Annotated in this window: 14 protein-coding genes; 2 read left to right on the plus strand and 12 right to left on the minus strand. The window is 26.3% G+C overall.

Annotated elements, in window-relative coordinates; all coding sequences use genetic code 11:
- Positions 1 to 353: 353 nt before the first annotated feature.
- The 11 genes from Q4E08_RS09940 to Q4E08_RS09990 form a co-directional block, all read right to left on the minus strand.
- Positions 354 to 917, minus strand: coding sequence for a Uma2 family endonuclease (locus tag Q4E08_RS09940; protein ID WP_303130630.1), 564 nt, complete (start codon positions 915 to 917; stop codon positions 354 to 356).
- A 339-nt stretch (positions 918 to 1256) separates the two neighbouring features.
- Positions 1257 to 1481: a DUF6718 family protein gene (locus tag Q4E08_RS09945; RefSeq protein WP_303130631.1), complete on the minus strand. Its 225-nt coding sequence runs from the start codon at positions 1479 to 1481 to the stop codon at positions 1257 to 1259.
- Positions 1482 to 1643: a hypothetical protein gene (locus tag Q4E08_RS09950; RefSeq protein WP_303130633.1), complete on the minus strand. Its 162-nt coding sequence runs from the start codon at positions 1641 to 1643 to the stop codon at positions 1482 to 1484.
- A 288-nt stretch (positions 1644 to 1931) separates the two neighbouring features.
- Complete coding sequence (locus tag Q4E08_RS09955; protein WP_303130634.1) at positions 1932 to 2909, minus strand: tyrosine-type recombinase/integrase; 978 nt, start codon at positions 2907 to 2909, stop codon at positions 1932 to 1934.
- 943 nt (positions 2910 to 3852) lie between these two features.
- Positions 3853 to 4113 (minus strand): type II toxin-antitoxin system HicB family antitoxin, encoded by a 261-nt coding sequence (locus Q4E08_RS09960; RefSeq protein WP_303130635.1) that lies wholly within the window; start codon positions 4111 to 4113, stop codon positions 3853 to 3855.
- Between the two features lie 5 nt (positions 4114 to 4118).
- Complete coding sequence (locus Q4E08_RS09965) at positions 4119 to 4412, minus strand: CopG family transcriptional regulator (protein ID WP_303130637.1); 294 nt, start codon at positions 4410 to 4412, stop codon at positions 4119 to 4121.
- 336 nt (positions 4413 to 4748) lie between these two features.
- Positions 4749 to 5117 (minus strand): RNase H1/viroplasmin domain-containing protein, encoded by a 369-nt coding sequence (locus tag Q4E08_RS09970; RefSeq protein WP_303130639.1) that lies wholly within the window; start codon positions 5115 to 5117, stop codon positions 4749 to 4751.
- 995 nt (positions 5118 to 6112) lie between these two features.
- Positions 6113 to 6730 (minus strand): hypothetical protein, encoded by a 618-nt coding sequence (locus Q4E08_RS09975; protein ID WP_303130640.1) that lies wholly within the window; start codon positions 6728 to 6730, stop codon positions 6113 to 6115.
- Between the two features lie 106 nt (positions 6731 to 6836).
- Positions 6837 to 9923 (minus strand): SH3 domain-containing protein, encoded by a 3087-nt coding sequence (locus Q4E08_RS09980; protein ID WP_303130642.1) that lies wholly within the window; start codon positions 9921 to 9923, stop codon positions 6837 to 6839.
- Between the two features lie 128 nt (positions 9924 to 10051).
- Complete coding sequence (locus Q4E08_RS09985; protein WP_164790367.1) at positions 10052 to 10249, minus strand: BhlA/UviB family holin-like peptide; 198 nt, start codon at positions 10247 to 10249, stop codon at positions 10052 to 10054.
- A 48-nt stretch (positions 10250 to 10297) separates the two neighbouring features.
- Complete coding sequence (locus Q4E08_RS09990) at positions 10298 to 10864, minus strand: sigma-70 family RNA polymerase sigma factor (protein WP_303130644.1); 567 nt, start codon at positions 10862 to 10864, stop codon at positions 10298 to 10300.
- Positions 10865 to 11103: 239 nt separating this feature from the next.
- Between Q4E08_RS09990 and Q4E08_RS09995 the strand changes: the two genes are divergently transcribed.
- A complete protein-coding gene (locus Q4E08_RS09995; RefSeq protein WP_303130646.1) occupies positions 11104 to 12135 on the plus strand; it encodes an N-acetylmuramoyl-L-alanine amidase in 1032 nt (343 codons plus the stop codon).
- Between the two features lie 83 nt (positions 12136 to 12218).
- Here Q4E08_RS09995 and Q4E08_RS10000 read toward each other — a convergent pair whose 3' ends face one another.
- Positions 12219 to 12791: a recombinase family protein gene (locus Q4E08_RS10000; RefSeq protein ID WP_303130649.1), complete on the minus strand. Its 573-nt coding sequence runs from the start codon at positions 12789 to 12791 to the stop codon at positions 12219 to 12221.
- Between the two features lie 801 nt (positions 12792 to 13592).
- On the opposite strand from Q4E08_RS10000, the gene Q4E08_RS10005 reads away from it, so the two are divergent.
- Positions 13593 to 13808 carry a hypothetical protein gene (locus tag Q4E08_RS10005; protein WP_303130647.1) on the plus strand — a complete coding sequence of 72 codons (216 nt, stop codon included), beginning with the start codon at positions 13593 to 13595 and terminating at the stop codon, positions 13806 to 13808.
- Positions 13809 to 14131 lie beyond the last annotated feature (323 nt).

The following is a 14131-nucleotide window of genomic DNA, read 5'->3' on the forward strand; positions in this document are numbered from 1 at the left end:
TTGATGGTGTTGATCTAACATTTAATGTGCTTGATACATTAACTACTTTTCCTGTGTCGGCGTGTACCCTTTTATACATAATATTAATATAAAAAAACTACATTATATATGCAAAAAAAGAGAATTAATATTTAAAAGTAATGGTGGTAACAGAGTAAGCTTAACTTATTCAATTACCACCATTTATAAGCATTTTTTATCAAGTCCTGTAGCTCTAATACAATCACATTTGCAATCAGTTGTATTATTTTCTCTATACAATCGTCATAAGTATATAAACCACCAAACTTACTTTTCTTTTTAACCAATTAACTTTAAATAACTAAGTAACATTTTATTTATATCTTATTAAATTAAATATCTTCAAAAATTGAATTCATATCAATCTTTAAATTTTCAAATAGCCTAGAATTAAGCTGATCATAATTTTCTTGAATATGAGACACATAAGTTTTATTTATAAAATCATATGTATGTACTTGGAAAGTCCTATTTTTAGGATCAATAATCCAATATTCTCTAACCCCATATTTTAAATATAAATTAAATTTTCTTACAGTATCATCACTAACATTAGAACTTAATATTTCAACTATTAGTGTAGGTACTCCTTTGTATCTCTTATCATCAAATCCAGATTTATCGCACATAACTGATATATCTGGAATAACTACATCTGTTTTAATATCATCTTTACTTAAAAACACATCATATGGAGCTAACATAACTTTACATTTACTTTTTGAAAAATATTTTTTTAGTTCCATACCTAAATTTAAAGCTACAGTTTGATGCATTGTACTTGGAGACCAAAGTTTTATAATTTCTCCATCTATAAACTCATATAAATCTTTAGAACTATCTCTAAGTTTATTATATTCATCTAAAGTATAAATTTTAGAATTAGGTACACCCATATCTAAAAACCTCCTTAAATCCAAGGTATCTAATTGTTGTTTTAATTCTATCTTTTTCTATATTCTTTTGCAATTTTTATCTATTACTATGCAATAATCATAAATATATAATCTCCCAAACATAGCTTTGATACTTATTCTTAAATAAAGGTAACCAAAATGGGAATTTAATAATAATTTTTTATATATTAAAAACTATTGTTTATATGAAAAGTTATAAAACCTAGTATTTAAGCAAATTTCACTTTATTTAATAAATTAAAAGTCTAAACAAATCTTTTAAATTTTAAAAGTTAAAGGTGACCAAAAAGGGGGAATATAAAATTTTCTTCTGTGTATTTATAAATTTAAAACTATATTTATAAATTCTAATTCATTTTCAATAATTCTATATGGGCTATACTCCTTATAACCCTCTTTGGAGCTTAAAGTAAATATTTCTATTCCCTTATCTAATGTTTCTAATGTTAAATATCTAGATAAAGAAGCTAATTTATCTCCAATATTTATTTTTAAAGCATAGCAACCTTCTATTTCTTTATTTGTAGCTACTAAATAAACCATTTAATAAGTCTCTTTTTCAATTACTCTCCTTTGTTCCTTTTGTAATTTCAAGTTACATAACGCCATATAGAAATCTTGTTCATCTTTAGTTTTAGCCATTTTAAATAATTCTTTTAGTCCATTGTATTCATATTTTAAAAATTCATTATACAAATTAAACATAATATTTAACTCCTTAAATTTAATTAATATAAAAAGAAGATAAATTTTATATATTCTTTCACTATCATAAAAATAAGAAACTTCAGAAATAAATATAAAATTCATCTTCTTTATAGTGTTTTGGTAATTAATATTTGCAATTTTAAAATAAATACTAGAGTTTCAATTACCATTAAACAAAATCACAGTATTAATATAAATTTTAAATTAAAATAAGCTTTTAAACAATAAAAATATAGCTTAATCCTCGTTATATAAAAAATTTTTAAATTTAAAATCAAAAAAAATTTATTTTAATTTTATATAGCTCTTTTCAAGGAGCTCATTTCTATTATCTCCATGACTTAACCAAGCACTTGTTTTATTAGCTGCATCTTTTATGCTTAACCCAGATTTTCTATAACTATCAAATTTTTCTTGTGCTATTAATCTTCTTATATCATGATTACTAAGCCTTTCTATTCCTAGCTTGTCCTCTATTCTATTTAAATATCTATTTATAGAATCTCCCTTTATACTAAATAATCTATCTTCATGATAATTATGCTCTAATATTTCTTTAACGAGATTTATTCTATCCTCTGGAATATCTCTTATAAGTTCTCTTCCTCCTTTTGTATTTACAAATTTTATAGTATTATCCTCTAAATTTATATTTTCTCTACTTATTCTAGCCACTTCTTCAACCCTAACCCCTAAAAAATCTTGTAATCTAACCGCATATCCGCTTTCACTTATATTTTTTTCTGCATAATCTAATATTTTATTATAGTCCTCTCTTGTTATAACGCTATTTGCTCCTCTATCCACGCTGTAAGCCTTTTTAGCTACAGGTATAGATATTTCACTACTCCAATTCGTTTTAACGCCATATGTGGCGTTTATAGCCTCTTGAATTTTAAACAAGCTATTCGCATATGTATCTATTGTATTTTGCGTGCAACCTCTCGCTTTTGCACTTTCTAAGTAACCTTGAATATCTTCCGCTTGTATATCCTTCACATACTTAACATCTCTTCCGTTATCCTTTAAAAATTTTTGTAAAGACTTTGCCATATCCTTTAGCCTATATTTTTCCGCATAACTAAAAACTTTATCGCACATGGCTCTTCCCTCTTGGATCTTATACGCTCTTTTATCCCTGCCTTCTTTAAAACATTTATTTATAGCATATGTAATTTGTCCGTTAATATTTCTATTTTTCTTTTTACTCATAAAAACAACTCCAATCCATTCTAAAACCGCATATTTACTTATGTCTGGCATTAACAGGCTCCCTCTATCTGCCTGTTAATGCCGACATTGTATATACTAAAAATAATAAAAGCTTTTTCCTTTCAATCACAATTCTCCAACTCTTGGAGAACTAAATAAAATCCGCTATTGAGCTTTTAAGCAATAACTGTCGATTCTTCAAATTTCTAAATAAATAGAAACCTACAAAATGTCTATTTAAAAATAGACACTAAAATAATATTGCAGCTCCGCAGCAATATTATTTTTTGCATTTTACAAATGCAAAAAATTAATTTGGTATCCTGTTTTTTAAAAATTTTAAAAATAAAATTTTTAAAAAACTAAATTTATATAAAAAAAACAAATAAAAAAAATCTACCTAATTTTAAAATTTAAAACTAAATAATTAGTAAGTGGCTACACCACTATAAAAGACACATTAAACACCAGGTTTACTGGTAAATACTAATATTTATTTTCTTTTTAAAATTTTTAGATTTATCTATTTGTTATTAATCTTGCTTATAAAATTTTATAAGCTAATATTTATTTTTTATGTTAATCTTAGCCTTTAAAAGGCTATTTTAAAATTTAAATAATCCTAAGCAAAAGCTTAAAAAATTTGAAATGATCTTAAACTTACAGTTTAAAAAGTTGAATGTAAGCTAAAAAAATTTTTAGCTTATATTTTAATAATCTAATACATTAATTTTATAACATTTTCAAAGTTTTATCAAATTTATAACTAAATATTTTGTAACTACAATTATTTTTCGCGTAGCCACAAAAATAATTTAAAAAACTTTAAAATACAGATAAAATCATAGATTAAAAATTTTGTAGCTACATTTTTAAACATTGTAACCACAAGAAAAATTAATTTTTTTATGTTAAATAGGTCATAGTATTACTCCTAACAATGCTGATTTTACTATAATAACTTTTTAAAGTGTCATGACAAAATCTATGCTTGCTATTCTTCTATTTCAACTTCAATAAACTCTATCTTTTGATTTTCATATAAGTTTATATTTTTTATTTCTTTTAGATCTGACAGCACTTCATTATCTTCTATTAAACCATTTATATGTAAAGTTAAAGCTTCTTTACCATTTTCAATAGCTTCTTCAAAAGTGTAGCCGCAAGAAATACATCCTTTAAAATTTGGAAAAGTTACTGTTATTCCATCATTTTCTTTTGTTAAAACACAAGGGAATCTATATCTTTTTTTCATATAAATCACCTCCTTAAATTAAAAATATTTTTAAATATATTTTTTTTATTTTTTGATTTTCTTTTTTCTAAATTTAATTTAATTTCCTGAATTTTTTCTTCTGTAGCTACAGATCTTTCACATATTTTTTTATAGTTTTTTTCTTTTTCCTCATACTTTTTTATTTCATTTTCTGTAGCTACACTAATAATTTCACTTATAGTAACATTCTTATCCTTAGCTATTTCTTTTAATTTTTCTTTATGCTCTTTGGTCACTCTAACCCTTATAACATCATCCTTTATAATTTTTGTAGCCACAAAAAAATCCTCACTTTATCTATACTTCTACTTAATTTAATTCTGTAGCTACAAAATTAAACCTTTATTTTTAATATAAATTTTGTATTAAAAATAAAAAATAAAGTCTATTTATTTAAGTAGACTTTAAAAGAAAACAAGCTGGAAAATAATTTTTTCAGCTTGTTAAAGAGCATAAGGAGAAATTGCTATCACACAAAGTGTTAGACTAGGCAAAGCCTAGTATTTCATTGATATCAAAACAATTTCCACTTCTCCCACTCTAAGCCACAAATACGCCCTATAAAATCCATATATTATCCCACTTCAAGCCATAATATATTAACTACAAAATATTTAACTAAGCCATTCTTCTATTAAAAGAGTAATAGCTTTTTCCTCTGTAAACTCAAATTCATTACACTTTTCTTGAAACCTATCATAAAGAGCTTTATCAATTCTTATACCTTGTAAACTTCTAGTTGATTTCTTTTTCTTAGTATTATATTCTCTTGCTTTCTTATTTTTTTCTAATACAATATCAATACTATTATCCTTTATTCCATTTAAGTATTGTTCTGCTTCTTCTCTAGTTTTAAAACTTTTATATACTGAATTAAACCCTAATACTAATTTACTACATTCCTTCCAAGTAGTAACAATCTTATTCTTTACTCCCTTACCAACTTTAATTGCATAATACTTCTTACTATTCTTCTTAGCCATAACTATATAACCCTTTCTTAAATAAATATAATTATAAATACTATGTATTTTTTATTACCCCTTCACTCGCTAATTTTATTGTATTTTTTGTTGACTTTCAATCAAGCATCTGTTAATGGTTTGGTGAATTAGGAATACGGCTCGCTCCCCCCCTTGTAGTACATAAATAGATTTAATTTCCAAAATATTACATACTACAAAGGGGATCAGCAAACATTTATATTAATGGCTTGGAGCCATTGAGGTATCCGTGTCGCATTTAATCCCGTGGCTTCCAACCACTATGTGTATCTTTCTTGCTTAGGTCTGGTTTTATCAAGCATACTACCACGTAACTCTACACACACCCCTAGGAGCTAAAGCAAACTCCACCAGGACAGGCACTCCACTACTAAGAAACTATTATCTTAAATAGCTTGTCTAAGAAGTCGCTATTTCCATCTAACGGAGCTGCTATCGGTGGTGAGCCGACCAGTTTTTTATAGTGTTATTCCTTTAACCACTCACCTATAACTAGGATTTTTTCTATATTAAATTCTATATATCAACAAAAAAAGCTTAGGTAGTTAATACCTAAGCTTAGAATTTCTATTGTAAACATGTAATTAAGTAAACAAATTTTTTTAAACCCCTTGAAAAATTTTTATCTTTTTAATATACTATGTGTATATCAAGTAGATATAAAATCTTCGGTTGGGCTTGTCCTTAGCTTCTTGGTATTGCAGTACCTTTAAGTTACAATCAATTGTCGCCAAACAATTAATTGAACCGAAGTTGTTATATAAAGCCTTCAAATTGAAGTGCTTTTTTTTTATTTTCGAATCAAAATTTCTATCATTTACTAAAATTATCAATTTTAATTGGAAATTTTATGTCTTAATTTTACGCTTTTTTTCTTATTATGTAAACTCTAAATTTTATTTATTATAAAAAAAGATTTATAAACTTTAAATACAGTTTATAAATCTTTGAAATCAAACTAAAAACTAAATCTATTATAAAAATTTTCTTGATAACTTTTTATATTTTAAAAATTCATCCTCAATATACTTTTCATACAATTTTTCCTTACTATAAAAAACTTCTAGAAAACTATCCTTATTTAAAGCATCAACTTCATATATTTTATCTATTAAAAAAGAATTCTGTTCTCTTAACAAGATTACTTCATATGTAGTATGTTCTTTATTGACTTCATTATTACCAATAAAATTAAAACTTCTATCATAATTAACTAATACTTTTAGTCTATTTGAATCATCTTTATATATTTTTTGTAGTTCAATATTAAATTTTATATTTTCTTTTTCTAAATTTCCCCTAAGATTTAATAAAAACTTTGTTTCATATATATATATTAATCTACCATCATCCATATTTAAAAATCTTGTTGACGAAAATACTTCATTTAATTTATCAATATCAATATCAATATTTTCAAGCATAAAGAAATTTTCAATGAAATTTTCTACTCTTTCTTCTAATTTTTTATCATCTATCTCCTTCCAATTTCGCTCTTCACTATTTAAATATATATTAAATATTGATATAGTTGCTATTATTGAAGCAATTATTAAAATAAAAATACTTCTTTTTTTTAATACTCTATTCACATCTATCTCCCCAAACAACATTTTAATTATAATAATTATAACTAAAAAAATAATGAAATTTAATGAAAAAAAGACTTGTTAAAAAAAATTAACAAGTCTTATATTATTATGCTAAATATCCATCCTTAGTCATATTCTGAATCTTATATGCAAAAGCTCTAATAGTAGCATTAATTGATCTAATAAATACCTCCTGTGGCAAATATGCACCTCCTGCTCCATGTTTTATAAAGAAACCTAATCCAGTCATACCTGCTGGCAACCCAGCAATATCAAAATCAAGTCCTTCTTTTCCAATAAATTTATTTTTAATACAGTCAGTTAGTGAAGCACCATTATTGCCTATATCAGCTATAATTAACTCTTTTCTTTTATATGTTAAATTATAATAGTATTCTTCTGCTAAAATATATATTGGTGCTGTTCTTATATTTTTGGCAAAATATATTGAATCTATATCCGCATAAAAATCAGAATCTGAGAAAAAGCTCTTCGAATTTCCTAAAAGATGTATCGCACGTAGGTAAAGTGAATTTTCATCATTATCTGGTCCCATTGCAACTTCTCCAATTAAAGTTGCTAAATCAGCTCCCCAACCAGTCCAATACCTAGGTATCATACTAATTGTTGCATTATTTAAAGCATAACCTAATGTTGTTGCTGCTAAATGAGGCACTTCTATTTTAGACTTACCTACTTTTGTTGCATTTTTAAGATACATTGATGATCTTAGTTTTAAATCTTCACTTAATAATTGCTCAAACTGATTATACTCAGCAGGATTTAAAAGAACATCCCATGCAACTCCAAGAAAATCTTTAAGATTTCCTCTTGCTGAATACTCTTTACTTCTTAAATAATCTAAAACTATTCTATTTCTTTCTCCTACATTTTTATTTAACTTACCAGCAACTTCATATAAATCTCTCAAAACAATACAAAAATTATCAACTTGATCAATTTCATTTCCTCCTGATGAATTTATTTTAACAAAGTCACTTCTTACATAACCATATCCTGAGTTAAACCTTATTTTATACCAATTCTTTGTTTCTCCAGCTGGTTTAGTTTTAGCTAAGACATTTACTATATTTCCCAATCTTAATGTTCCTATTGCATCATAGGATGTTCCTGGACCACTTCTTACATTTAATACTGATGTTGGTTCTACATTTATTACTTCTCCGGTTGCATAATATGGTATTTCATTTGAGTTATCTCCCTCTGATGAACTTATTTTTACAAAATCGCTTCTTACATAACCATATCCTGAATTAAAACTTATTTTATACCAATCTTTTGTTTCTCCGGCAGGTCTAGTTTTAGCTACAATAGTTACTTTATTTCCTAACTTTAGTGTTCCTATTGCATCATAGGATGTTCCTGGACCACTTCTTACATTTAGTATTGATGTTGGTTCTACGTTAATTATTTCTCCAGTAGCATTATAAGGTGTTTCACTTGAACCCGATCCACCATTTCCACCATTATCTACATCTCCACCATTAGGATTATTCTTAAGGATATTTATTATTCCATTGAATGTTTTTCCTATATAATTTTTATTTTTAACATCATTATAGCTATAAGTATTTGTAGGATACTCAATTAAAACTGCTTTTGTATTCCTTAAAGTTGTTGCCCAGCTTGAAAAGAAACCTGAGCTATATACATTTTTATGCCCGAACCCAAATTGCTTTCCAAAATAGCTTCCTAACTCTGCATTACCTTGAGTAAATTCCATCCATCCATGAAAATCTAAAACAACCATTTCACTAGCACTAGCATTTATTCTCTCAACTAAATTTTTAAGTGCTACTGCTTCTGGTGCTCCTAATGGATTAGGCCCTGTATAATTTCTTGAAGTATATTGTGGTGAAAAGTTATAAGGAAAACATCTATTCATATCTACTCTAGTTGTTACTGCACATCTACCTGGTCCATTTTCAGTTCCTCTTACTATAACTCCATCGGGATTCATACAAGGTGCTATATATACTGTCCATCCATGAAGACCATTTTGTTCTTTATAATTTCCTACCTTTTCTATTAGTGAATTTGCTATATTTACTAATGCAAGTCCATCATTTGACCAGTTATCTTCCCATCCATGTAACGCGAATCCTGCAAATAGTACTTTACTACCACTTCCTATTTTATAAACTTTTAACGGTCTTCCTTTTCCACTTGTTCCATATACTTCAACAGTTGCTTGTGAATGTGAAGCTGAAGGAATTTGAATACCTGTATCAGGCAACTCTGGCAATCCCTCAAATTTTACATAACCTGATTTTGTATTCGGTCCTTTAGAAGTATCATATACTACATGAGTCATGCCATTTTTCTTATATAGTGGTGTTGCAGCTTCATAAGGACTTAATGATCCTAATGAACCACCATTCTCATCTAATACAGGCTCTGTAGTACTTCCGTTTAACCATTCTCCTTGTTTAAAGTAACGAATCAAGTTAGTTGCATTTGTAACATATCCTTGTCTAACTACGCTACCTGCAGGATATTGTACTAATGCTAATTGTTTAGTGTATCCTACATCTAAAACTGTTATCTTATCACCATTACTTACAACTCTTCCAGATATTTGATTACCATTAGCATCTCTTAAATATAAGTCATCTCCAACAACCTGAGCATTATTAGGATATGTGAATCCTCCTGGTACTTCCCCTCCTGGTGCTATACCATTTATATCTCCGCCACCAGTAGATCCACCCGAACCAGCGTAATGAACTAAACCTGATTTAGTCATTTTACCTTTACTTGTATCATATACAAGTGCAGTCATTCCATCTACCTTATAAAGTATAGTTGCTTTTTCTCTTGGATCCAAACTACCTATTTGTGTTTTTTTATCTACATCATATACAGTTTCTGGAGTAGAACCATTTGCCCAGTTATATTCATTTTTGTATTTTATAATACTTGTTGCATTAGTTACATAGCCTTGTCTATAAATAGTTCCTGCAGGATATTGTACTAACGCTAACTGTTTAGTGTGATCTACTTTTAAAACAGTTATTTCATCTCCATCACTTACACTTCTTCCTGCTATTTGATTTCCATTAGCATCTCTTAAATATAAGAAATCTCCTTTTACTTGTGCATTTACAGGAAACGTTGGCTTACTTCCAACTGAATCTCCTGGATTTACACTTGGTATAAATCTCATTATCATTTTTAAAACCTCACTTTTTATTTTTAAAATCAAGCTTGAATTTGTTTTACACTATATAAAGAGTGAGATTTTTTAATTTTGTAAATAAGAAAATTAAAAAAAGCTGATTTTTTATCAGCTTTTTTATTCTAATTGCTATTTAATTTATTTTTTATATCTTCTACATCATTTTTTATACTTGGTAACAACTCCGTAAGTTCTTTAATAATACCCTGATAATTTTCTTCTCTCTTACTATTTTCTTTTAATACATAAAATAATAAGTATGAAAATAATAACGCAAAAGCTCCTTGGGTTGCTATAAGCTTAAACATTTCTGAATCCATAATAAACCTCCTATTTAAAATTTTTTCAAGCTTGATATTTTTAACTAATTAATCATCTAAAAATTTCTTTAGATTTTTTAATGCTCTATTCTTAGTTTGATTTACATATTGTCTAGAACAATTAAGCAATTCTCCTATTTCAACATCACTTTTTCCATCTATGTATTTATACTTAATTATTTTTCTTTCTTTTTCAGAAAGCTTGTCTATTAAATCATGTACAAATATATCTGTATTAGGCTCATTAAAATCACTAGACTTAAAAAAGCTAAAATCAAACTCATACTTATATTCATTTTCTGTCTTATTAAATTCTTTTGTTTTAATTTCACTTAATTTATTTAAAATTGTTATATTTATATATTTTTTTACAGAATAGTCAGCTTTATGTTCAAAATTTTCAATTGGCATATTTTTTATTGCATTTAAAACATTTAATGTAATTTCACTCTTTTTATCTTGAAAGTCATATTCATTCATAAAAAGAGTACTATTTTCTTTTTTAAATTCAAATAATTTTTTCATTATATTTTTCTCAAAACTATTAACAACATCTTGTAAAACTTCTTTATTTCCTAATTTACACATCTTTATCTTTTCATATAATTCTTGCATAAAAATTCTCCTCAAAATCTCTTTTATTTTTTAAAGAGAAAAAATGAGGAAAAGTGTAAATCTCCAAAATAAGCTTTTAAAAAAACGTAACGTTCTGTTCTATAAATTTACATAATATACATTTTTATTTAAAAATCCCTAATATATTTTACTTTTATGTTTACAAAACAAAAGTCTATCAATCTTTTAAATATATAAGCTTATTTAAATAAAATTTTTAAAAGGAAAGGAAGAAAAATATGAAAATAGCTATACGTGGTGGTCACAATTTTTTATCAAAGGGAGCTTGTGGATTAATAGATGAAACTACTGAAAATAGAAAGGTTTATAAGTCTGTAATTAAAAACTTAATTGAAAATAATTTTGAAGTTTTAGATGTTACTCCAGGTGACTGTGATGTAAATACAGACTTAAAATTTGGAGTAGAAAAAGCTAATAATTTTAATGCAGATTTATTTATTTCTATACACTTTGATAAGTGTTATGAGAAATTTGATGGCCCTTTAGGTACAGGAACTTGGGTTTGTGAAAAGGGAGGAAAAGCAGAAGTATATGCAAAAAATATAGTAGATACAGTTTCTGAAGGAACTTCTCTAAAAAATAGGGGTGTTAAAACTAACGCTAAACTTTATGAATTAAATAAAACAATAATGCCAGCAGTAATAGTTGAAGTTTGTTTTTGCGAATCTAAAGTTGATGTCGATATTTATAAAGAAAAAGGCTCTGAATTAATAGGTTATTTAATAGCTAAAGGAATTTGTAAGTCTGTAAATAAAGAAATTAGTGAAGATTTACTTCAAAATAATAAAGAACAAGAAAATATTAATTTACAAGATAATAAAACCTTTAAAACTAATGCAACTGCAAAAGTTGCTTTAGATCCTAGGGATAATCCTAGTAATAACTATAGAGATTTAGGAGAAATTTTTGCAAATGAAAGAATAAAAATTCTGCCTGAAATATGTGATTTAAAAACATTTTTACCTGCAACTTATTGGAAGGATTCGGAAAATAAAGAATCTACACCTATATGGATTAATTCCAAGCAATCAGTATTAAAAATTGATACTAATGCTACTGTAATTAATGTCTTAACTGAATTAGATGCTAGATATAACCCTTCACCTAATTCAAATAGAATGGGCTATGTAAAAAATAGTGAAAGACTTTTTGTTCATAAAATTGAAAATAATTATGCATTAGCTACTTATTTAGCAGGAGAAGGATATAAAACTGCATGGTTTACATCTAAATATATAAAACTCGATTAATAAAAGTACACCAAATAGAAATAAAAAAGACTATAAAAAAGTAATAAAAACTTTTTTATAGTCTTTTTTCTATATATAAATTATTATTCTTTTAATCCTAAATCTTTTAGAGCTCTATATACAGTTGCTCTACTTAGTCCCGTTTGTTTTACTATATCCACTATCTTATAGCCTTCTTTATAAAGCAAACCTACTGTATCAGCTTTATCATTTCTTTTAGAAGGCCTTCCACCATTTCTTCCTCTAGCCTTAGCACTTCTTAATCCTTCTTTAGTCCTTTGGCTTATTAAATCCCTTTCTAACTGACTTAATCCACTCATAACAGTTAATAAAAAGCTATTATATGGATTATCACTTGAAGTATCTAACCAGGTATCTTTTATACTCTTTATACTAGCTCCTTTAGCCTTTATTCTATCTATAATATCCAATAAATCTTTTGTACTTCTTGATATTCTAGTTAAATCAGCTATTATAACCGTATCTCCTTCTTGCAGCTCGTCTATCATCTTATCTAGCTGCTCTCTATGAGTCTTAGTACCACTTATCTTCTCTTGATATATATTTCTCTTATCAACACCATAATCAATTAACAAATCTATTTGTCTATCTAGGTTCTGTTCCTCTGTACTAACTCTTGCATATCCTACTAACATCTTTTTTTCATTTATCAATTCTATATCAAGAACTATTAAATTTTTATCCTTTACGGATTCTATATATCTCTCCATATCACTTTTGCTATTAAATATTTTTGTATAACTTCTTTTTCTATTGACATATCTATAAGTTAATTTATACATATCATTAATCTCCATTTTCTATAATATCTATTAATTATATTGTATCATAAAGGTATCATAATAAAAATAGATTATGATACCTTTTTTGATACATTTTTAAACTTATTAAATGGCTTGTTTACTTATTAAAAAAAACGTATCAAAAACGAGTGTTTTTGATACGTTTTTCAATTAAATATTTTTTAAAAAACGAAAATAACAAAAAGGTAATATAAAATAAGCTACTATTCTTTGCATTTATAAATTTAAAACTATATTTATAAATTCTAACTCATTTTCAATAATCCTATATTGTCTATACTCCTTGTAACCCTTTTTCGAGCTTAAAGTAAACTTTCAATTTCTTTGTCTAATATTTTTAATGTTAAATAACTAGACAAAGCAGCTAAATTATCTCCAATATCTATTTTTAAAGCATAACAACCTTCTATTTCTTTTTTTGTAGCTACTAAATAAACTATTTAAAACTACTGTTTAATTACTTTCTTTTGTTCATTCTGTAATTTTAAGTTACATAATAGCATATAAAAATCCTGTTTATATTTTAGAATTACCCCCATTTTTCCAATCCTTTCTACTCATATAGATTTATTATGTCTAACTTTTACATGATTTTATATAGCTCTTCTCCAGAAAACTTATGGAGTTTAAAGGATGTGCTCTGTTTTAGACCTTCCACTTAGTACAGATTATAGTAAGGTAAATTCTAAGAAAACAAGCAGAGAAATTGAAAATGAGAAGCTTAAAATAGCTATATTAAAGTATTATAAAGAAAGTAAGTATATATATGTAAATCCCAAACTAAAAATACTACTTTCTAAAAATGGACTTAATATACCTATAAAAAGAATTCAAAGGTTGATGAGATAATTAGGAATAAACTCTATAATAATGAAAAAATACAGATCCCCCTTTAGAAAAAATCTAAAAGAAGATTTGGCAAACTTTTTAAAATATTATTTTACAAAAACTGGTATAACAAGAACTGGGTAGGAGATTTAACTTATACAAAAACTCAAAAAAATGTTTGGTGCTACTTAGCTTCTGTACTTGATTTACACTTTAAGAAAATAGTAAGATACTCTTTCGGTAAAAATATGACAAATGGTCTTGTTATGATAGCCTAAAAAAATACTTTTTATCTTCAAGATATAGATAAAGATAGTAAATTAATATTTCACAGCGATTTAGGT

Source organism: Clostridium sp., from assembly GCF_030532265.1.
In the GTDB taxonomy this organism is placed as follows: Bacteria; Bacillota; Clostridia; order Clostridiales; family Clostridiaceae; genus Clostridium.